A 21,657-nucleotide genomic window follows, 5' to 3' on the forward strand; every position below is an offset into this window, starting at 1 on the left:
CAAGTTCTTGTATTACAAAAAAGGAGGAAAAAAAATGAATTATGAGTGCAGACCAATTCATCCACCGATCATGCATTATCAAATTTACCCAATTCCATTTATGCCAGTCGATCCATTATTAGCCCATGCATATGTACCATACCAAACCTATATGATGGCATATCCATTGCCAGAGGCTTTAGATAAAGGGACGTTATTCCCAGAATTATATTTTCCTTATGTTCCTGAGGATAAGAAATGGGGGGGATGTTAATGAAACACGATAGAGTTGCCCTTTTACAAAGATTACAGGAAGTTGAGTTTGCTGCCTTAGAATTAAATCTATATTTGGATACTCATCCATTAGATCAAAATGCTTTAATGCAGTATAATCAACTTGCAAGTCAATTGCAAATGTTGAAACAGCAATATGAAATGGCTTATGGGCCACTTTTGAACTTCGGGTTTTCACCAAGTCAATTCCCTTTTAAGTGGCTTGAAGGGCCATGGCCTTGGGAACGTCAATACTAATAGATAGGAGGAGGCAAGTTTATGTGGATTTATGAAAAGAAACTTCAGCATCCAGTTAGAATAGAAAAATGTGACCTTAGAATGGCAAAATATTTGTATACTCAATATGGAGGTCCGGATGGTGAACTATCTGCTGCTATAAGATATTTAAATCAAAGATACACTATTCCGACAAATGAAGCAAAAGCATTACTTACGGATATCGGAACTGAGGAACTAGCACATGTTGAAATGATTGCAACTATGATTTATCAGCTGACTGAAGATGCTACTGTAGAACAATTAGAAGCAGCTGGGTTAGGTGGAAACTATGCAATTAGAAATAGAGCACTTTTCCCAGCGGATGCTAATGGTGTGCCTTGGACAGCAACATATTTTCAAGCCCATGCAGACCCAATTGCAGATTTACATGAAGATATGGCTGCGGAACAAAAAGCTAGAACGGTATATGAAAATCTACTTAATATGACAGATGACCCAGGTATGAAGGATACTTTAAGGTTCTTACGCGAAAGAGAAGTAGTTCACTTCCAAAGATTTGGTGAAGCTTTGAGAATCGTTCAAGAATACCAACAAGCTAAAAAATACTTTTAGCTTATAATATATAAAAGAGGGTGTAAAAAATTATAGGAACTACACCCTTTTTAGCTTTGTGAATTTTTAATTAAAGTTTAATCTTATCTTGGAGCAGGCTTTGGTCTATGCCCCACCCCAAACCAAACTAACTACTTTGGCCCTATGGTTAAAAACGGCAGGAAGTGCTAAAAGTAAACCAAGAACAATTATGTTGTTTTTAAAACCTAGATGCAAACAAATTTTACATTAACCAATCTCTACTAATATTTTAACTTACTAAAACCAATAACTATCTTTGAGAAAAAAGTATTGGGATACCGAGTAGCTTAAAAGCTTTCCTAGGGGCTCAAATAAATTAATAGATATAAAAAGAACGGGTTTTTAGAATAATTTTAGCGCACATATAGAAGAAAAAGTTTATTTTCTAAGAAATTTACTATTTCTTGGGTTATATTTAAAGTTACTGATATATCAAACTTTTCCTCATACACTTCATTTATTTCATCTATAATTTATTGATTTTATCCTTCACCTTTTTTACCCACTAAAGTAACAAGCTGATAGAATAAATTTTAAATTACTTTTGACAGATTACCATTTCTAAAACTACTTATTTTATTGTGATCTGGAGACTTTTCTCCTTCTATTAACCACATGAAATTACTGTCTCTTTTGCAAGCCTTCTCAATTTTTCTTGAAGAGTAATATTATTCGTATACGCATAGGCCAAAATTTTTAATAGTAATCTCGGGGAGTTGGCGGTCTTCCTTTTGTTGAATAGAGATCATACAGCTTTGAGAAATCTAGCAAATCTAAAACATCATTAAGTTCTCGTACCAGATCATCCTCTAGTATCATATATACGTGTTTTTGGCAAAATTACTTGAGACCCTCTCATAGCCATAGTATACTCTCCTTAATATAAATGCCTTTGTAGTAATTGCATTATTCTAAAAAGGTTGGCTATTTTGAGTTTGCCTATTCTTTTTTGCATAAAAGGGTCGTCTCAGCTTTAGATTAATTTTTCTATTTAGAGACGCACCTTCTTTATTCTAAAAATAGAGAAAATAATTTTATTTATGAGCATACCTCTTTTGTTTAATTATCACTAATGCAATGGCAAATAAGGCTATAGCAAAAGCTAACTGGACTAGTATACCATGGATTATCGGTTGTAGGGTAGCTTGGGTAATGCTAGTAAGATCTGCTATAGTATCATTGACCTTTATATACCAGAATATCGGGTTAAAGGTTCCTAGAGTTCGTAGTGTATCACTCAAAAGGGCTTGAGGTACAAAGGAACCACCTAAAAATGATAATCCCAGGGATAGACAGTTTCCTATAGGATCAATTGAATTTTTAGTTGCAAAGGTAGCAACTAAAAAGCTTATACTTAAACAAAGTACCGTCAAAACAAATGAATTAACTATAAATAATAATGCACCAGTCTGGTTAAAAGTATTCTTATTAATGACAAAAGCTAAAACAACAAATATCAGCCAAATAATAAGGGCCATTGACAAATTACTGAGAATAAGCTGGATATTATAGCTTTTAATACTAATAGGTGCACAATAGTTACGCATTTTAATGTCTTTATTATTAAATATCAGCATTATTCTACCTACCATGGATATAAGCATAGCTATTAATATATAGGATAAAAAGTTAAAGTATCCTTTTAGGTTAGACAAACTAGTATCATGTGCATTGAATCTATTTATAAAAGATACATTTACTTCTGTTGAAATATCAGTAATAACTTTCTCATGCACCTCTTCTAGAGACATTTCGGGGTGTGCCAGAATATATAGTCTTGCAGTATTTAAATAGTTATCTATAAGTCTAATTGCGTATTGTGAGCTTACTGAATCTGGAACATACATCGTTTTAACCTTTGGTTGATCTGCTGAAATAAAATCATTTTGGAACCCTTTAGGAATTGTTACAATAAACTCTGTTTGTCGGAAGAATAGTGCATCTTTAATGCTTTCCTCATCTCTTTTAATTTCTACTGGTCTTGAAATGCTTTTAATGTAACTTTCTAGCCCATTTGACAGTTGTGTATTATCGTCATTTATAACAGAAATCTTAACTTTAGAAAGTTCAAATACATCTTCCATCTGGGTTAATCCCCTGTCTGAGAATAAGATTGAGAGGCCAACGAAAATAATGGTATATATTAAAAATACAGTTAGAAATTTTCGGGGTATTATTTTACAAAAAAGTTTAGATGCTTGCATACTTTTGCCTCCTTAAAATCAGAATTGTAGAGGTGCAGAAGATTACACCTAAGCTGGCTAATAGGCCAAGATTGAGAAAATATCTATCAAAAGTATCGTAATAATATAGGGCGTAAAGACCATCGGTAATTAGGTTTGCAGGATTAATATAGGCAATGATAGGAGCTTTTTCTTGGATGAAATATTTCACCTGGATAACCATTAAACCAGATAAAAAACACATAACCATAACGATATTAGAAACTAACATATCTTTAATTTCTGATTTAAACTTTGTTAGTAAGCCGAACAAAGAACCAAACATGGTCCCAGTAAAACATCCTACTAAACATAGAACCCCTATATGTATGATTCTATCGCCAAAGTCTACATTAAGAAATTTTGATATATAGGTGATTGCAATTATTACTGACATAAATTGAAAACATATAGTGGCAGAGATCACCGACAAAAATGCCTTTAGTTTATGTGTAGGTGCAACATTTAACCTTGCTGCAAGTGGAGATTGATTAGCTTGAATTATTGATATAGCATAGCTTCCTGCAACTGCAGAGAAAAGGCAGGTCATTGCAAGAAGAGCAAAATAGTAAACAACAATTATGTTCATTGCGCTACTTAAAGGGACTTCCTCTATAAAGCTTTCATTAAAACTAATATCTTCTAAGAAACCCATTTGAATGAGTTGAGGATTACCATCTATAATATTATAGATCGTTGCAGAAATTTGAACAAAATTATCGAGAAAGACTTTTGAAATGGACTGGTTAAGACCAGAACGGAATATCACAAGCTCAAGCCCATCTGTATTCTTTATATAACCTGTAATTGCTCTATTTGATAAAAGATCTTTTGCCTCTGCTTCAGTTGTGTGTGATATATTGAAAAGATTACTTTCATTCATCGCTTTCTCAAGTCCTAAGGGCATTGTATGATCTGTAACTATTGCGATTTTAACCGGGTTAAAGACTTCATTAGACATAACGTTTGCAAAGGCTAAATTAAAAAATGTTGCTAAAATAAGAGGAAAGCAAAGCATCCAGAATAAGGACATCTTATCTTTTATTAGTGATTTAAAGCTATATTTAAAAATATGAAATGACATAGTATACCTCCTAATCTCTTAATTCTTTTCCTGTTATTTCAAGGAAAACATCATTAAGAGTTGGTAGTTCAGAATATATTTTACCGTAGCTTATATCATTTTCCGCAATGAAGCTTATTATATTAACAAGATTACTTGCCCCATTTCTTTGTTTAATGGTTAAGGTATTTTCTTTTAAATCTATATCAATAACATTAGGTATTTCACGCATTCTTTTTAAATGATCTTCATTGATATTAAATGTTTCAACGACGATTTTTTCACCAAGTGAGATCATACCTTTAACTTCTTCCTTAGTCCCTGAGGCAATTACTTTACCTTTATCCAAAATTGCAAGCCTAGAGCAAAGCTGTTCGATTTCTTCCATGTAATGGGATGTATATATAATGGTTGCTCCCTCTTCATTTAGTCTCTTAATACCTTCTAAAATATTATTTCTGCTTTGAGGATCAACAGCCACTGTTGGTTCATCTAAAATTATTAGTTTTGGATTATGGGCAATCCCGCAGGCAATGTTAAGTCTTCTTAAAAGGCCACCACTTAATCCTTTTGGATAAAACTTCACAAAGTCTTTTAAAGCTACAAATTCAATTGCCTGTTCCACCAGTTCTTTACGTTTTTTCTTATCGGTTACATAAAGACCGCAAAAGTAATCAATGTTTTCGTAAACATTAAGTTCTTCGAAAACTGCTACGTTTTGCATAACAATTCCTATATCGCGTTTTATGTCATATGCAGCTGGCTTCATCTCTTTGCCAAAGATTTTGATATTACCCTTATCAAATTTTAGTAAAGATAGTAGACAATTTATAGCTGTTGTTTTACCTGAACCATTAGGTCCTAATAGTCCAAAAATTTCACCTTCCTTGATCTCAATGTTTAAATGGTCAAGAGCTATTAGATCTCCATATCTTTTTACTAGATTTTCAATTTTCACTATCATAAATATCATCCCTTTCCTTTTTTTTATAATCCTATTGTAATAAAAATATCTAGAATACTGCAGTGTAATTTGTCATTAGATTCATATGACAATTGTAATATTTACTTATTATTGATAAGCTTTGCTGTGCTATAATTAAAGTAAAATTAATCCAGGGAGGTGAATCATGGGTAATATATTAAATAAGTTGATTATTTTTGTGGGAACCTGTGTACTTCTTTTTTTTGAATTTACTCCCCATGAAGGTATTATCGCCATAGCACTAGCTATTGCTATAAGTGGACTATTAGAATATTTCAGTAATGAGAGATTAGCTAAATGGTTATTTATTGGTTTACTAATATTATCAGGATTTTACGTTCAATTTGTATTTTTCATACCCTTAATAAGTTATGACCTACTAATATCAAAAAACCAAATGCTAACACTATTGGCACTTTTTCCATATGTATTGCATCTTAATAAATTTAATTCAGGTGCAATTATGGGGGGATTAATTGTTATTTCTGCAATTGTCTATTTCTTAAAAGTAAGAGAAATTAAAGAAAGGAAACTAAGAGAGGATTATATAAATCAAAGGGATTATCTAACAGAACTTTCAATTTCACTAGAAGAAAAGATAAATGAGTTAGTTAGTAAGCAAGATGTAGAGGTTAATCTTGCTACATTAAATGAGAGAAATAGGATTGCGCGAGAAATACACGATAATGTGGGGCATCTTCTTTCGAGCTCAATTTTACAAATTGGAGCCGTTATAGCTATAAGTAAAGATGAGAATACTGTAAAAAATCTTGAAGTGGTTAGGGATACATTGAATGAAGGTATGAACTCCATAAGAGAAAGTGTACACAACTTACATGACCATTCTATTGACCTTTATGGTGAGATAAATAAACTAATTAAAACTTTTACTTTTTGTAAAATAAAATTAAATTATGAAATAATTGGAGATATGCCTGCCAAGGCTAAATACGCCATTATAGCAATTATTAAAGAGGCACTATCAAATGTTATGAAACACTCCAACGGTGATCAGGTTTCTATAAGTTTATATGAACACCCGAAGCTTTTTCAACTCATTATATATGACAATGGGAATAAAAAAATGGACCCTGATAATTTCAAAGGAATGGGTCTTGAAAGTATAAAGCAACGGGTTGCATCACTAAATGGGATAGTGAATTTCGAACAATCAAAAGGGTTTAAAATATTTATTTCTTTTATGAAATAAAGACTTATGAGGTGCATGCAACTAAACTTATATATATATTAATGGGAGGTACCATGAAAATAATAATTGTGGACGATGATATTCTTGTTTCTTCATCTTTAAAAACTATCATAGAGTCTAATGATGGATTTGAAGTGTTGGCAGTAGCAAATAGTGGAGAAGACGCTATAAAACTATATAAAGAGCATCATCCTGAAATACTTTTAATGGATATAAGAATGGGCAAAATTAATGGGCTAGAAGCAGCTGCAGAAATATTAAATACATTTCCTGATGCAAAAGTTCTTTTCTTAACCACTTTCGCAGATGATGAATATATTATTAAAGCATTGAAGATTGGGGCTAAGGGTTACATATTAAAACAACATTATAACAGTATCGTACCAGCACTTAATGCAGTTTATTGTGGACAGAGTGTATTTGGCGAGGAAATTATCACCAAGCTTCCATCAGTTATGACTAATAAAGAAAATAATAAAGATTACCAATCATTTGGGATTTCAGAAAAGGAATTTGAAATTATTTCATTGGTTTCAAAAGGTCTATCAAATAAAGAAATAGCAAAAGAATTGTATTTAAGTGAGGGAACCATAAGAAATTACATAAGCGTAATTCTAGAAAAACTAGAATTACGAGATCGAACCCAACTAGCTATTTTTTTCTTCAACCACCTACTTTAGATATTATATATGAGAAAAAATATATAATTGAAATAAGCTAGATTATTGTCAATCTCTGAATAGATTACTGAATAGAAGTAGATGGAGAAAGAAAGTGTATGTTTGAAGAAAAAAATTGAAATAAGAAAATGAAATTACTAACCACAATTTCTTTCCACGTGTCCCATGAGCTCAAAACTCCTTTAAATATTATACTAGGTTCTGTTCAGATAATGGAAAGGAAGATTTCACTAATTATCCAGCTTGGACAGAATACTTCAGAAAATATTTAAATAAGCTCAAACAAAACAGTTTCCGCCTGTTAAGATTGATAAATAATCTGATAGATATTAATAAAGCAGATGTAGAAAAATTAAAAAACTGTTTTGTTAATGATATATTGTAAAGGTTGTAGAAGACATTTCCTTATCTGTAGTGGAGTATGCAGCGTTTAAGGATATTGAGCTTATATTTATACAGAAGTATAAGAGAAAATAACAGCCTTTGATCATGACTTGATAGAAAGAATCTTATTAAACCTTTTATCTAGTGCTATAAAGGTTACTGGATCTGGAGGAAAGATTGAAGCAACTGTTTATGATCAAAACGATAGAATTGCTATTTCAGTAAAAGACAACGAAATAGGAGTGCCAGAAGAAAAATTGGAGAGTATATTTCACCGTTTTGTTCAGGTAGATAGTACTTTAAGCAGGAGAGCTGGAGGCTTAGGAATTGGGTCTTTCATTAGTAAAGTACTTAGTAGAGCTGCATGAAGGAAATATACCTGACAGAAGTGAGGTAAATAATGGAAGAGAGTTTATAATAGAGCTTCCCGTATGATTTATAGAAGTAGAATGCCCACATGGAAATGATAAAAATTTTTCAGATATAGAAAAAATTAAGATAGAGTTTTCTGATATTTATATAAGTTCAAATACTAATCTGGCTTAAAGTTCAAACTTGTATAAGAAAAATTGAATAAAGACTTCCTTATAGTCCTTGTTGATTAGAGATTTATTAAACTACAATGTATGTTGCAGGAAATATAAGAATAACTGATAATATAGATGTCATTTTCAATAGATAAGATGACAGAAAAAGTGAGCACCAATCTATCTGCAATCTTTTATTGACCAATCACCTAGGAAGTACTTGTTAATGAAAATTATATATAATGAATTGAATTTCTTAGAATTATGAATTAATTCAAGATAATAAAAAATAGTACAAAAACCACCACAAGTTCAAGCAGTTATGTAAGTAACACAAAATCTGTGCATTGACAAAAGGCAATGTTGAAAAGCCCTTCAGAGTAGCTTGAACCAGTTTGATTGCTGTAGGTTGATGGATTTTTGGTAACATTAGGTGCCGTAAATGGATACATTTTATTAAGTATTCAAAATAGACATAAAAGTGTACTAGTTGGGAGAGGAGTTGAAAAAATGGGAAAAAAGGATAAAAAATTATGCAAGCTTGTTATAGAGGATTATATAAAGGATGAGTTCGATAAATATAAAGAAATAGTAAAAGAGGCCAAGTATGTTTGTCGAAAATGTGGTCGGGTAGCTCGCAAAGATAAAAGACTTTGCAAACCTGAGGAAATGTAACTAATATATTAATGTAACTAATATATAACCAGGAAAGATAGTGGAAAACTGCAAAAGTCTTCTTTTAAATCTATTGGGGAGTTAGGAGTGGATTCAATGTATGGAGGTTGCCATATATTCAACATTACGGTACCCGATTACTGATTTAATGAAGATATGTCGGGAAAACAAAAAACACGATACCTATAGCATTTAATAGATTAAACTGATTATCTAGGTGTAAAAGATACTTTAAAATCTTAGTGAGGCTTTAAGAATTGTTCAAGAATATAAACAAGCTGAAAAATATTTTAAAATTTAATATTGAAGATATTAGGGGTAATCGGGAAAATACCGAATTGACCACTAAATAGCAATAAACATAAAAATTGTTAGAAATTGAGGCTTGCTTTGAGCCCTTTCTAGCAGTTTTCTCGATATTTTATTCCTGTCTCAATTACGCCTGTATTTTGAGCGCAACAAAAACATGTCTTATTCAGAGGCGGGTGTCTTAATCCAAATTATGCGGCTTCTTCAATTTTTCCTTCAAATCTTTTGATTTTACCCGTTATAAATTTATGATGCTTATCTATGTTTTTACCAAAAGCGAATAGTATAAACTCTTTTAGCACCTTATCCTGTGAACGATGGTTAAACTGGCTAATTTAATTATATAATTTACATCTAAAGCCGTCGTTTGCTTTCATATCACCAAAGAAACCTTCTGTTTGAATGGAACGGATTTGCCTGTTTAGAATGCCCTTGCAATGCCTTCACCTTTAGCAATCACCATAAGTTTGGCTTGTATTTTAATCATTTCTAGGGTAGACATGTTGTCGATTTCAATGACTACATTATTTGATAACTTTTTCTTATTGTTCACTTTTCTTGACCGGTTCTTTTGGATGACTTCTCCCACTTTTTCCATGCCTTCTATAATGAACATGTTCATAGTGGAAAGCGTGTACTTTACATCCATAAGCATTTCATATAATCAGGTTATTGTAATCATTATAGCCATTCTCAATAGCATCTAGTAGCCCTACAAGGTGGTAATTTAGACTACCACGCCAAACAAAAGTGTAACGATTAGCATTTGCTTCGATTTTGGTGCCATCTATAAAAAGAGCTTCAAGAGAGACAAACACTTCCTTTTGGAGACGTCTCATGAACTGATGATGTAAATCCTTAAAAATCTCCTTCGATAGTTTGTTATTGATGAAATCATAGAAAGCATCGCGCTGTGGCCTTTCGCCTTGAGCAAGCCAAATGTAGGCAATGTCTCTAGCACATAACTCTACAATTCTATCTACTGCTCGTACACTTCTAAGAGCAGAATAGACTAATACAGAAAATAACATGATGGGGTTATAACCTTTTCGTCCCAACCTGTTGTACTGATTTAACAAACTAGAGAAAACTAGCTCTTTCATAACACGTTTCACTACGTGTACAGGATCATCTAATGGAACACCAATTTGGTATAAATTATAATTAATTCGGAGTTACCCAAATTCAAAAAATTTGTTATAATAATTATACATGTTTTTTTGTTTTGCACGAATGTTGCAATAGCAAATCGAAATTAAGATGGGGGTCAGATACCATCTTTTTTTCGTGCAAAAATCCTCCTACAATGTATATTCGACATTTGCAGGAGGATTTCCTTTTTGAATTATAATTTTTTTTGTTTTTTTATCTATCTATTTCCCGACAGCCCCATTATAGGTTAACTAAAAAAAGGATTATTTATTTTGCTGTTGACTTTGTAGTTGACCTTGCTGTTCTTGTCCTTGACTTTGCCCTTGTTGTTGAGAATTTTGCCCAATGCCCATCATTTGAGGTAACTTATTAACGAGTTGGCTTACTGCTCCACTAGTTGGAGAGTTTATAGATATGACTGATACATTACCTTGTTCTATAACCAATACAGCATCAGTTGTTATTTTTGCACCTAATCCTATAGCGTCCATTCCGGTATTTGCAGAGCCTTGGGATGTAGATGTCATTCCTTGAGTGAGCTTGCCTGAAGAGTTTCCACCTCCATATCCTATAGAAACTGAAATAACAGGAATTATAGTCTTATCTTCAACTGATAGCGGTTTGCCAAGGGTACCATCCTCGTTAGTAAAGCTTTCAATATTTGAAAATAGAGTTCTAACATTTTGTTCCATTGTATTATTTATATCCATGTTAATTCCTCCTTGAATTTATTCTACAATGTTTTTATACGAGAGCCAATAAAAAACGGCCAAGGTTTAATTTTGCGGTGGCATTGATATTTATAAAATCATTGGTAACTAAAAAGTCTGGTTTTTGGTATAGAGATTCCAATTTTAATAAACTTGGAATCATGTTGAGTGCAGCAAAAGTTAAGCCTGTAAAATAAGGGTCTTTAAACCCATACTGAGCATTTATACGAACATCAGTAGGATTAATTTTCTTTAGTACATTTTTATTTCTACTTTCGGAATTATGACTTGACATCTGTTTCTTAAAAATTTTTTTGCTAAATATAAATATACTTAGAGTTAAACTGTTGTTTTCCAAGGATACCACTGATTTTAAAATAGGGTAAAGCCATAACAATGTTACATTTACATCTGAAGAAGTTGAGTCGAAGTGAAAAATAATATTTGAAGCTACAATAAACAAAAGAACCATAAGAATTAAAACTGTCACTATTAATAAATATAGAAAAACCACGGATATTACCTCCATGCTTTGTAAAATGTGATTCTTAAATAGTTTAACCCAACTGCTTTCTTTTATATTATAAGATACTGCTATAATTAAAATGACATGGAAAAAAATGAAGATGATAACAATCGTAGAAGTAGAAGATATCAAAAATTTTTATAAGATGCGTGTGTAAAAAATTAAAATTAAGCATTTTTGAGTTTTCTGTATTGTAAATTAAAGGTATATCAAAATATATGGATATATAATTTTGTAAAAAATAATACTATACTTAAGACAATTTATTTGAAAGGACTAATGCTATGTTTACGAGACTTTTTATAGTTGCAATAACACCCACTATAGCAATTGGTACAGCTATATATTTAACTGATAGGTATGATAGAGAACCACCTGCATTACTATTTAAAGTATTCGCCTTAGGTGCATTGTCAGTAATTCCAGTTGCAATAGTAGAAAGATTTTTAATAGGTATTAATATACTACCGGGCATTTTAGGAGTAGCATATATGGCTTTTATTGTAGCAGGTTTTACTGAAGAATACTTTAAAAGAGCTGTAGTATTATTCGGAGCATATAATAGCGAGCATTTTAATGAAAAACTAGATGGTATAGTTTACTGTGTATTTTCAGCCTTAGGTTTTGCTACGATAGAAAATATTATGTATGTAGTATTTAGATTCTCGGGAAATTATTATGTGGGGATTATGAGAGGAATCTTATCTGTACCAGCCCATGTATTATTTGGAGTAACAATGGGGTACTATTTGTCATTAGCAAAATTTACCAAAGATGAGAGCTTAAAGAAAAGATATTTTAGACGTTCACTTTTAGTTCCAATGATATTTCATGGAATATTTAATTTCATACTAATGGCTAGGGTACCTTTATTAATGTTATTTTTCATACCATTTGTTATTTATCTATGGAGAGTTAATCTTATTAGATTAAATAAATACACTAGATATAGTAAAGAAGATAATGAAATTATAGAAGAAAAAGATAAGGACGAATAATCGTCCTTATTTTATAGTAATTATTTATCTTTGATTAGCAATAATTTTGACTATTAGTTCAATACTTGCATTTTCAGGGATTTGAAATGTTCCTGAACGTAGTCTAGAGGTTAATTTTAGTCTTTCAGCCTCTACAATAAAATGACTTACCTCTTCAATTAAACCATGTTCTTTTAAAAGTCTTCCAATAGCTTGACCTGTTGATCCATCCGGAATTGTAATTTTAATATTGTCCACAACTATAATCCCATTATCAGCTGGCGGAGTTGGTGTTGTTGGAGTTGTAGGCTCTGGTACAGTGACTTCTTCTTTCTTTTCTTCTATTTCTTCCTTTTCTTCCTCAACTATTTCTTTTTCATTGTCAACTTTTTCATTTTCCTTAGTTGAATTTGATTGATTGTAATTATTGGTATTAGCTGCTATGACAGTATTACTAGTTGGAAGCCATGAACCTAAATGCCAATTAACTACAAAAAACATTGAAATAGCAATAACTACAGCCAAAATAATATCCGTATAGTCGTGAATGAAATCTTTTAGTTTTTCCATTATATATTCCCTTTCTTGTGTGTAATTATCTATTAATAGAATAACATAAATAAAATTATAAATCCAACAGATAAACAAAGAAATATAAGGAAGGGCTGATAATTAATAAAAAGAAATTACATATAATTGATTTTTGAAGTTATAATATCAGTAAAAATATAATATACAATTAGTAAATGGTGTTTAAATCGAAAAATATGAAATATTAGGGGAGGTAGAATTAAGTGGCTACAAAAGTAAAAAAGATTGGTACAGTCGAAAGTTTAGAGAAAATAATACGTGGGTCAAAAAAGAAACCTGTATTCATTTTTAAACATGAAGAGACCATACCAGAGAGTCAGGAGGCATATACTGAGTATTTAAGCTTTATAGAAGACAATGAAGAGGATATATTATTTACCTTTGTAAATGTTCGTGAAGATTCGGAAGTTTCAGATGCCATTGAAGAAATGTTAGATATTAGTGATTCAGTACCTCAGTTAATTTTATTAATTGATGGAGAAGTTGCATGGGACGATAAAGGTTCTAATATAGTTTTTGATAACATTCTAGAGGTTGTAAATGAATTTGTTATGGTCTAATTTAAAAGAAAGTTTTGTTTAGGTAGCAGCATGTAGTCCTGTCATAAAAACCGTATATTGATTTAGATCAGTTATAGTGCTAAAATATATATTAGGTTTTCTGACAGGGGGATAAAGATGAAGAAAGAAATTATTGAGTGGATTAAGGTTATTGCCATATCTTGTATTATAGCATTTATTATTACAATATTTGTTAAGCCAACAATTGTAAAACAATATTCAATGAGTCCTACTTTAAATAATAATGATTTTTTACTAATTAATAGATTGCTATATACTAGAGGAACACCTGAAAGAGGAGATATAATAGTTTTTAGATCTAATATAAAGACTGATTCTGGAAGAGATAAATTACTTATAAAAAGAGTTATAGCACTACCTGGAGAAAAAATTACTATACATGATGGTTTAGTGTATATAAATGATAATCTACTAGAAGAAGAGTATTTACAAGATGTTTTTACTTCAGGACAAATTGATTTAGTTGTACCAAAAAATAAATTATTTGCTATGGGAGATAATCGCGGAAATAGTTTAGATAGTAGAGACTCCGCTTTAGGCTTAGTGGATAATGAACAAATAATAGGTAAAGCATTTTTAAGACTATATCCATTTAATAAACTTGGCTATTTATATTGAAGAAGAATCCTATCATAAAGATAGGTTTTTTTTGTGCAAAAATTAGTAAATAAAATAGTAATAAAAATTTATTATTAGCAAATTATATAAAGGAGAAAAAATATTTTGTGAAGGAGGATTTACTAATGAAAGTAAAAGATATTATGACGAAGCATGTGTTCGCTGTAGATTCACGAAGCTCCTTAAATGAAGTTGCAAAGCAAATGAGAGATTTAAATGTTGGGTCAATTCCGGTTTGTGATAATAGAAATAATCCAGTGGGTATAGTTACAGATAGAGATATTGTTGTAAGAGGTATTGTTGAAAATTTAGACTCTTCCTCAAGTGTTGACAAGGTAATGTCTAAAGAGCTTATTTGGATAAGTCCTGATGCCCATGCCCACGAAGCTGCAAGACTAATGGCTGAAAATCAAGTAAGAAGACTGCCTGTAGTAGAAAATGGACAAATTGTGGGTATGATTGCAATTGGTGACTTAGCTGTAAGAAATATATATGTAGATGATGCAGGAAAGGCTTTAAGTGACATATCGACTCCAAGTAGACCTATGAAATAATGATATTAAAAGTTCCTGTTAAAAGCAGGAACTTTTATATTAATATAGAAAATTATAAGGTGGTATATTATTCTTAAAAATTAATATTATACTTAATGAGATCAAATATTATAGGGGGACCTTTTCTTATGACTAAGGGTATAATTACAATTACTATAAATAATTCTAAATCATTACAATATGAAAAAGGAGTAGCTTTAGAGGAAATAGCTAAAAATCTGCAGGAAGAGTTTAATGATTTGATTGTTGCAGCTTTAGTAGATGGAGAATTAAAAGAACTTAATTACATATTAGATTCAGATTGCGATGTGAAATTCATAGACTTATCTACTACTATAGGTTCTCGTATATATCAAAGAAGTTTAACCTTCATTTTCGTAAGGGCAAGTATGGAGTTATTATCCGGTTGCAAAGTTACAGTAGAACATTCAATTAGTAAAGGCCTTTATTGCGAAATACATTACAAGAGGGCTATAGATAAAGATGATGTTGAAAGAATAGAAGGAAGAATGCGAGAAATAATTTCAGAAGATGCACCATTTATAAAAAGTAGAATTCCAGTGAATGAAGCTAGGGATATTTTTAGAGAATACTGCCATGTTGGTAAGGTAAATTTATTGAAGTACAGGGAAAAGCCATATATAAATATTTATCAATGTGGATGGCTTAAAAATTACTTTTACGGATACATGGTGCCTTCAACAGGATATATTAAAGACTTTAAAGTACAATATTATTCTCCTGGTATAGTATTACAATTTCCTAGAATTGAAGATGGAGGAACAATACCTGAATTTGAGGAACATCCTAAACTGTTTAAAGTGTTTAGGGAGTCAGAAAAATGGGGTGAAATACTTGAAATAGATTATGTTGCTTCTTTAAATGACATAATTGTTTCCAGAAAAGAAACGGAATTTATAAGAATTGCAGAGGCACTTCACGAGAAAAAAATAGCTGAAATAGCTGATACAATAACTAAAGATATACATGAAAAGCGAGTAATACTAATAGCAGGCCCTACATCATCAGGTAAAACAACCTTTGCTAATAGATTAATGATTCAATTAAAGGTAAATGGGATTAAACCTGTAGCCATTTCTTTAGATGATTATTTTGTAAATAGAGAAGATACTCCATTAGATGAGTTTGGAGAATATGATTTCGAATCCTTGTATGCAATAGATATAAAATTATTTAATGAACATCTTCAGAAACTATTAAAAGGTGAAGAGGTAGAAATACCGACTTTCAATTTCCATAAGGGAGCTAGAGAATTTGCAGGACACAGGGTAAAAATCTCTGAAGACCAGCCTATAATCCTTGAGGGTATTCATGCTTTAAACGATGAATTAACAAGATCTATATCAAAAGCTAATAAATTTAAAATATATATAAGTGCATTGACACAGTTAAATATTGATGAGCATAATCGAATTCCAACAACTGATACTAGACTCATCAGACGTATAGTAAGAGATAGTAAATTTAGATCTAATGATGCACTAAGAACACTGTCCCTATGGCCGTCCGTAAGAAGGGGAGAAGAAAAAAATATTTTTCCTTTTCAAGAAGAGGCTGATGCAATGTTTAACTCTGCGCTGTTTTATGAATTAAGTGTATTAAAGAAATACGCTGAGCCATTATTAAGACAGGTTGAAACAGAAAGTCCATACTATGTGGAGGCAAAAAGGCTATTAAAGTTTTTAAATTATTTTGTAGCATTAGAAAATGAAGAGGAAATACCGAGAAATTCAATTATGAGAGAGTTTATTGGAAAATAGTTCAAAAATATAGGCGTGGTTATTAACCACGCTTAATTATTTTTTTAATAAAAATTTAGTAATATAAATATACTATAATATAAAACGGACAAAGTTAAGGGTGGTATTGTGGAAAATCTATATATGGGTTTATCAATTATATTAATAGTATTAGGACTTGTTGGAATTTTTGTGCTAGCTTTACCAAGTGTTATATTGGTATTAGCAGGAATTTTTATATATTCGTATATAACAAATTTCACCGTAATTTCTATACAACTTATAATTATATTTAGTATTTTAACTATTATAACTATGTTCTTTGATTATTTAACAACTATAGTAATCGCAAAAAAATATAATATTTCCAATAAAAATATTGCTGGAATGCTTTTATCAGGACTAATTGGTTTTTTAGTTTTGAATGTTGTTGGTTTAGTTATTGGTCAGGCTATAGGGATTGTGGTTTTTGAATTATTATCTGGGGAGGACTGGATAAAGTCTATAAAAAAGGGTGGTTTATCCTTCCTAGGTTTTGTCTTAACTGTTATTATTAAGGTGTTCGTTGTATGTTTGATGGTAGGAATTTTTGCTTACAAAGTTATTTTTTAAAAAAGTGCAATTATCTCTTGCTAATGAATAGGATATTATTAGACTTCTATCGTTAGGGGGGATATTATATGGAAAAGTATAATTCACTTTCACATGAACATTTACGAAGGTACAGTAAACTAAATAAATTTTCATTTAAATCTACAGATGAGCTTCCTCAGTTAAATAGTATTTTAGGCCAGAAGTCAGGTGAAGAGGCTATGCAATTTGGCCTTAAAATCGATCACTCTAGTTACAATATTTATTTAAGCGGTGAAAAGGGGACTGGTAAGACTAATTACACAAAACAAATTATTAAAGAGATTAGTAAGGAAAAAGCAGTACCTGATGATTGGTGCTATGTTTATTGCTTTGATACTCCTCGAAATGCTATAGCACTAAATTTGCCAGCTGGCAAAGGTAGACTTTTTCAAAAAGATATGGATAATCTTCTCGAGGATCTTATAGTTAACGTCCCGGAAGCTTTTAATAGTGACGACTATGAAAGACAAAAAAATGAAGTAGTTAAACAATATCAGGAACAAAAAAATACTTTACTACAGTACTTAACAGAGTTTTCGAAAGAAAGACGATATTCCTTAAAAAGTACTAGTTCTGGGTTTGTTTTTACACCAATAAAAGAAAAAGAAGGGGAAGAGGGTTATATACAGGAGGATCTTGAAAAAGATCTTGAAGAAATTCATGAAGAAGCATTAAATGTTATGTTAAAAATAAAAAACTTAGAAATACAAGCTAAAAACCAGCTTTTAAAACAAGAAAATGATTGCGCGCTTTTTGTTGTAAAGCCATTAATAGATGAATTAATCTTAAAATATAAAGAGCATAAAAAGGTTATTGAGTATCTTAAAAATGCTGAAAAAGATATAGTAGAAAATATATATTACTTTATACCAGATGAAGGTGAAGAAGGGGCTACAGATTCCAAAAAGCTTTTAAGTGATCCTTTCTTAAAAAGGTATAGAGTAAATCTATTTATAGATAATAGTAAAACAAATGGAGCACCAGTTGTATTTGAGTATAATCCAAGTCTAATTAGATTAACCGGGGCTATGGAGTATGAAAATGTCAATGGTGTTACGAAAACTGACTTTTTAATGGTAAAACCAGGATCAATTCAGTTGGCCAATGGCGGATATTTAATAGTAGAAGCAAAGCAGTTATTAACAAACCCCTATGCATGGGAGTCCTTAAAGAGAATTCTGCAGACAAAAGAAATAGCCGTAGAAAGCTTAGGAAGTCAATTAGGCATATCAGAGGCAGCAGCCTTAAAATTAGAGGCAATACCAATAAAGTTAAAGATAATTATGATAGGTAGTGAGATGATTTATCACTTGTTATATAACTATGATGAAGATTTTCAAAAGTATTTCAAAATTTTAGTTAGTTTTGATTATGAAATGGACAGAGATGATGAAAGTGAGCTAAAAATTGCTCGGTTTATTAAAAGTTATACTAATGAAGAAAATATGCTTCCTTTTGATGCCCCTGCTGTCGGTAGGATAGTTGAACATAGTTCCCGGTTAACTGGTAATCAAAATAAATTATCTCTAAAATTTAATAAAATTATTGAAGTTATTATTGAGTCTAACGAATGGGCTAAAATCCATAATAGAAATATTGTAACAGCCATAGATGTGGATAAAGCCATTGCTAAGAAATTAGATAGAGTTAATAAATATCAAAATAAAGTTCAAGAAATGTTTGATAATGAAAAGGTATTGATTGACATAAAGGGCAATAAAATTGGAGTAGTAAATGGGCTTTCAGTTTTAAGTATAGGTGAATTTAGTTTTGGAAAGCCAAGTGTAATTACAGTGACAACGAGTATGGGTAAGGAAGGTATTATTAATATAGAAAGAGAAGTTAATTTAAGTGGAGATATTTATGATAAGGGAGTAATGATTCTTTCGGGGTTTATTCAAGAGAAATTTGCTCAACGTAAAAATATTAGTTTTACTGCCAGCATTTGTTTTGAACAATCTTATGGTGGAGTCGACGGTGACAGTGCTTCTAGTGCAGAGCTTTATGCATTACTTTCAAGTCTAGGTAAAATACCATTGAAACAATATATTGCAGTGACTGGTTCAGTAAATCAAAAAGGGTATATCCAGCCTGTTGGGGGTATAACCGAAAAAGTAGAAGGATTCTATGATTTATGTAAAAAAAGAGGATTTACGGGTAAACAAGGCGTAATTATACCGTATCAAAACATAGATAATCTTATGTTAAAGGATGAAGTTGTAGAGGCGGTAAAAGAAGGTCAATTCCATGTATATACAGTAAAGCATGTTAATGAAGGAATCGAACTAATGACAGGATTGGATCATAAGAAAGTGTATGAGCTAGTAGAAAACAACCTAAATTTATATTTAAATAAATAAAAATTTCAAAACTAGAGAGGAAGGTTCTAATGAGTATTCATGAATTAAGCTACTTAAAAGAAAAAATTGAGGATTTAAAAAAAGATGGTGTCTATCGAACACTACCAATATTAGAAGGACCAAATGAAGCAGAAATCATTTTAAATGGAAAAAAAGTTATAAATCTATCTTCTAATAATTATTTAGGTTTTGCTAATCATCCAAGATTAAAGGAGGCCTCTATAAAGGCAATAGAGAAGTATGGTGTGGGTGTTGGTGCTGTTAGAACTATAATTGGAAATATGGATATTCATGAGGAAATGGAAAGGGTACTAGCAGAATTTAAGAAAGAAGAAGCAGTTATGGTTTTTCAATCAGGTTTTAACTGTAATGCGGGAACAATACAAAGTGTAACTGATGAAGAGGATTTAATAATATCAGATGAACTAAATCATGCTAGTATAATTGACGGTGCAAGATTGAGTAGAGCTAAAAAAACAGTTTTTAAGCATGCAGACGTAAATCATTTAGAAACAGTTTTAAAAGAGAATAGAGATAAGTATAGAAATATATTAATAATAACAGATGGGGTATTTAGTATGGATGGAGACCTAGCTCCACTTCCAGATATCGTTGAAGTAGCTGAAATATATAATGCTATGACATATGTTGATGATGCCCATGGCTCAGGAGTACTTGGTACAAATGGAAGAGGTACTATTGATCATTATGATTTGCATGGGAGAGTAGATTTTACTATTGGAACATTATCAAAGGCTATTGGGGCCATAGGTGGATATGTTGCAGGAAGTAATACTATGAGAGATTGGCTGAGTCATAGGGGTAGACCATTACTATTTAGTACTTACTTACCGCCGGCTGTTGCTGGAGCAGTAATAGAAGCTGTTAAGATTTTAATGTCTACATCAGAGTATACAGATAGACTGTGGAATAATGCGAACTACTTTAAAGCAAAAATGAAAGAATTAGGATATAATATTGGAAATAGTCAAACCCCAATTACACCTGTAATTATTGGTGGAGAAGATAAAACAATGAAATTTAGTAGAAGATTATTAGAGGAAGGACTTTTTGTTTCAGGTATAGTATTCCCAACAGTACCTCTAGGTACTGGAAGGGTAAGATGTATGGTTACAGCAAATCATACTAAGGAACAATTAGACCGTGCCCTAGAAATATTTGAAAAAGTAGGAAAAGAGATGAGTGTAATATAATATATGAAGAAATAATTCGGCATGAAACATCTTGCCGAATTTATTTTAAGTTTACGAAAGATATACTATTGATAATGTTATTTTATAAGCAAAACTTTTGAGAAGCCAATTGGCTTCTTAAGGGTAATAGGCCTATTATAAGGAACGCAGATACATATTATAGTGCAATTTATTTGCTCAAAATTGGGGGGATTTTCGTTGAGTAAAAAGGTAATATTTATATTAATTAGTATTGTGACAGTATTGGTAGTGATACTGTTATGGCTTATACCCTATATAGGGGGAAGTGGAGAGTTTATAATGCATTTAAGTGATAAGTATCATCAGTTAGATTTTAAAGGTTGATTTTCGCAAAAGAAGAGGAACTACTTGAATAAAATAAAAGCATAAGACACATCAAAGGTGGGTTAGTAACAAAAAGTAAATATTCTAAAGAGCAGAAGTTACTTTAAAAGGTATCTTCTTTTCTTATAAAAAGACAATTATAACTATCAAAATTTTAGATTCAAAATAAATTGTACTGTACATATGTAAGGATTTAGCTACTATTTAGAAAATGGATCATAATTTACAGAAATTCGACATCTAATGCAAATAATTACATAATTCGACACATGCTATAAAATTATTATGCTAGAATAAATGTATTCACTGAAAAGTGAGGGAAGTTGTACATCGAATAATGGGTGTTATTTAAATGTAAATGTATTATGGCTAGCGCTCTAGATTACATAGTTGTACACGAAATGAGATAAAACTGCTACCGGCTAATATGAATGGTAGGAAATCTCATTAATATAT

Annotated in this window: 24 protein-coding genes and 2 pseudogenes; 17 read left to right on the forward strand and 9 right to left on the reverse strand. The window is 31.1% G+C overall.

Annotated elements, in window-relative coordinates; translation table 11 throughout:
- Window positions 1-34: 34 nt before the first annotated feature.
- The 3 genes from HZR23_RS09525 to HZR23_RS09535 are packed head-to-tail and all read left to right on the forward strand — an operon-like array spanning window position 35 to window position 1,104.
- A complete protein-coding gene (locus HZR23_RS09525; RefSeq protein WP_207667885.1) occupies window positions 35-253 on the forward strand; it encodes a spore coat associated protein CotJA in 219 nt (72 codons plus the stop codon).
- Window positions 253-510 (forward strand): spore coat protein CotJB, encoded by a 258-nt coding sequence (locus HZR23_RS09530; RefSeq protein WP_132848600.1) that lies wholly within the window; start codon window positions 253-255, stop codon window positions 508-510. Before HZR23_RS09525 ends, HZR23_RS09530 begins: the two co-directional genes overlap by 1 nt.
- A gap of 21 nt (window positions 511-531) precedes the next feature.
- On the forward strand, window positions 532-1,104 hold the full coding sequence (locus HZR23_RS09535; RefSeq protein WP_132848601.1) for a manganese catalase family protein: 573 nt from the start codon (window positions 532-534) through the stop codon (window positions 1,102-1,104).
- A gap of 554 nt (window positions 1,105-1,658) precedes the next feature.
- On the opposite strand, the pseudogene HZR23_RS18045 reads toward HZR23_RS09535, so the two are convergent.
- From HZR23_RS18045 to HZR23_RS09555, 4 genes and pseudogenes are all read right to left on the reverse strand, one after another.
- Window positions 1,659-1,778: pseudogene (locus HZR23_RS18045) on the reverse strand (transposase); the annotation flags it as partial.
- 381 nt (window positions 1,779-2,159) lie between these two features.
- Window positions 2,160-3,329 (reverse strand): ABC transporter permease, encoded by a 1,170-nt coding sequence (locus HZR23_RS09545; RefSeq protein ID WP_132848602.1) that lies wholly within the window; start codon window positions 3,327-3,329, stop codon window positions 2,160-2,162.
- Complete coding sequence (locus tag HZR23_RS09550; protein ID WP_132848603.1) at window positions 3,316-4,431, reverse strand: ABC transporter permease; 1,116 nt, start codon at window positions 4,429-4,431, stop codon at window positions 3,316-3,318. The genes HZR23_RS09545 and HZR23_RS09550 overlap by 14 nt, the downstream gene beginning before the upstream one ends.
- A gap of 10 nt (window positions 4,432-4,441) precedes the next feature.
- Window positions 4,442-5,374, reverse strand: a complete 933-nt coding sequence (locus tag HZR23_RS09555; protein WP_207667887.1) for an ABC transporter ATP-binding protein — start codon at window positions 5,372-5,374, stop codon at window positions 4,442-4,444.
- A gap of 166 nt (window positions 5,375-5,540) precedes the next feature.
- Between HZR23_RS09555 and HZR23_RS09560 the strand changes: the two genes are divergently transcribed.
- From HZR23_RS09560 to HZR23_RS09580, 5 genes are all read left to right on the forward strand, one after another.
- Window positions 5,541-6,605 (forward strand): sensor histidine kinase, encoded by a 1,065-nt coding sequence (locus HZR23_RS09560; protein WP_243098229.1) that lies wholly within the window; start codon window positions 5,541-5,543, stop codon window positions 6,603-6,605.
- A gap of 53 nt (window positions 6,606-6,658) precedes the next feature.
- Window positions 6,659-7,285 (forward strand): response regulator transcription factor, encoded by a 627-nt coding sequence (locus HZR23_RS09565; RefSeq protein WP_132848604.1) that lies wholly within the window; start codon window positions 6,659-6,661, stop codon window positions 7,283-7,285.
- A gap of 128 nt (window positions 7,286-7,413) precedes the next feature.
- Window positions 7,414-7,557, forward strand: a complete 144-nt coding sequence (locus tag HZR23_RS18050; protein WP_132848605.1) for a histidine kinase dimerization/phospho-acceptor domain-containing protein — start codon at window positions 7,414-7,416, stop codon at window positions 7,555-7,557.
- A gap of 222 nt (window positions 7,558-7,779) precedes the next feature.
- On the forward strand, window positions 7,780-8,037 hold the full coding sequence (locus tag HZR23_RS09575) for an ATP-binding protein (RefSeq protein ID WP_165913689.1): 258 nt from the start codon (window positions 7,780-7,782) through the stop codon (window positions 8,035-8,037).
- A gap of 579 nt (window positions 8,038-8,616) precedes the next feature.
- The gene (locus HZR23_RS09580) at window positions 8,617-8,871 is read left to right on the forward strand and encodes a hypothetical protein (protein ID WP_132848607.1); all 255 of its coding nucleotides are present in this window, start codon (window positions 8,617-8,619) and stop codon (window positions 8,869-8,871) included.
- Between the two features lie 730 nt (window positions 8,872-9,601).
- Here the strand turns inward: HZR23_RS09580 and HZR23_RS09585 are convergent.
- The 4 genes and pseudogenes from HZR23_RS09585 to HZR23_RS09600 all read right to left on the reverse strand — a co-directional run bounded on the left by HZR23_RS09585 (window position 9,602) and on the right by HZR23_RS09600 (window position 11,532).
- A complete protein-coding gene (locus HZR23_RS09585) occupies window positions 9,602-9,829 on the reverse strand; it encodes a hypothetical protein (protein ID WP_213050209.1) in 228 nt (75 codons plus the stop codon).
- Window positions 9,830-10,043: 214 nt separating this feature from the next.
- A pseudogene (locus tag HZR23_RS17800) lies at window positions 10,044-10,283 on the reverse strand (transposase); the annotation flags it as partial.
- Window positions 10,284-10,595: 312 nt separating this feature from the next.
- Window positions 10,596-11,042, reverse strand: a complete 447-nt coding sequence (locus HZR23_RS09595) for a GerW family sporulation protein (protein WP_132848609.1) — start codon at window positions 11,040-11,042, stop codon at window positions 10,596-10,598.
- A gap of 34 nt (window positions 11,043-11,076) precedes the next feature.
- On the reverse strand, window positions 11,077-11,532 hold the full coding sequence (locus HZR23_RS09600; RefSeq protein WP_213050210.1) for a hypothetical protein: 456 nt from the start codon (window positions 11,530-11,532) through the stop codon (window positions 11,077-11,079).
- A 320-nt stretch (window positions 11,533-11,852) separates the two neighbouring features.
- Between HZR23_RS09600 and HZR23_RS09605 the strand changes: the two genes are divergently transcribed.
- Window positions 11,853-12,566: a PrsW family intramembrane metalloprotease gene (locus tag HZR23_RS09605; RefSeq protein WP_132848611.1), complete on the forward strand. Its 714-nt coding sequence runs from the start codon at window positions 11,853-11,855 to the stop codon at window positions 12,564-12,566.
- Between the two features lie 24 nt (window positions 12,567-12,590).
- Here the strand turns inward: HZR23_RS09605 and HZR23_RS09610 are convergent, their stop codons facing one another.
- Window positions 12,591-13,115, reverse strand: a complete 525-nt coding sequence (locus HZR23_RS09610; protein WP_132848612.1) for a hypothetical protein — start codon at window positions 13,113-13,115, stop codon at window positions 12,591-12,593.
- Between the two features lie 224 nt (window positions 13,116-13,339).
- Here HZR23_RS09610 and HZR23_RS09615 point away from each other — a divergent pair, with 224 nt between their 5' ends.
- From HZR23_RS09615 to HZR23_RS09650, 8 genes are all read left to right on the forward strand, one after another.
- Window positions 13,340-13,696, forward strand: a complete 357-nt coding sequence (locus tag HZR23_RS09615; protein WP_132848613.1) for a monothiol bacilliredoxin BrxC family protein — start codon at window positions 13,340-13,342, stop codon at window positions 13,694-13,696.
- A 117-nt stretch (window positions 13,697-13,813) separates the two neighbouring features.
- On the forward strand, window positions 13,814-14,335 hold the full coding sequence (gene lepB, locus HZR23_RS09620) for a signal peptidase I (RefSeq protein ID WP_132848614.1): 522 nt from the start codon (window positions 13,814-13,816) through the stop codon (window positions 14,333-14,335).
- 125 nt (window positions 14,336-14,460) lie between these two features.
- Window positions 14,461-14,889 (forward strand): CBS domain-containing protein, encoded by a 429-nt coding sequence (locus HZR23_RS09625; RefSeq protein ID WP_132848615.1) that lies wholly within the window; start codon window positions 14,461-14,463, stop codon window positions 14,887-14,889.
- Window positions 14,890-15,017: 128 nt separating this feature from the next.
- Window positions 15,018-16,670, forward strand: a complete 1,653-nt coding sequence (locus HZR23_RS09630; RefSeq protein ID WP_132848616.1) for a nucleoside kinase — start codon at window positions 15,018-15,020, stop codon at window positions 16,668-16,670.
- Between the two features lie 123 nt (window positions 16,671-16,793).
- Complete coding sequence (locus tag HZR23_RS09635; RefSeq protein ID WP_213050211.1) at window positions 16,794-17,261, forward strand: DUF456 domain-containing protein; 468 nt, start codon at window positions 16,794-16,796, stop codon at window positions 17,259-17,261.
- Window positions 17,262-17,329: 68 nt separating this feature from the next.
- Entirely contained in the window at window positions 17,330-19,642 is a 2,313-nt protein-coding gene (locus HZR23_RS09640) for a Lon protease family protein (protein WP_132848618.1), read from the forward strand.
- A gap of 29 nt (window positions 19,643-19,671) precedes the next feature.
- Window positions 19,672-20,856 (forward strand): glycine C-acetyltransferase, encoded by a 1,185-nt coding sequence (locus HZR23_RS09645; RefSeq protein WP_132848619.1) that lies wholly within the window; start codon window positions 19,672-19,674, stop codon window positions 20,854-20,856.
- A 198-nt stretch (window positions 20,857-21,054) separates the two neighbouring features.
- On the forward strand, window positions 21,055-21,201 hold the full coding sequence (locus HZR23_RS09650) for a hypothetical protein (RefSeq protein WP_165913691.1): 147 nt from the start codon (window positions 21,055-21,057) through the stop codon (window positions 21,199-21,201).
- The last annotated feature ends 456 nt before the right edge of the window (window positions 21,202-21,657 follow it).

Origin of the sequence: Serpentinicella alkaliphila (assembly GCF_018141405.1) — a bacterium.
GTDB classification, from domain to species: domain Bacteria; phylum Bacillota; class Clostridia; order Peptostreptococcales; family Natronincolaceae; genus Serpentinicella; species Serpentinicella alkaliphila.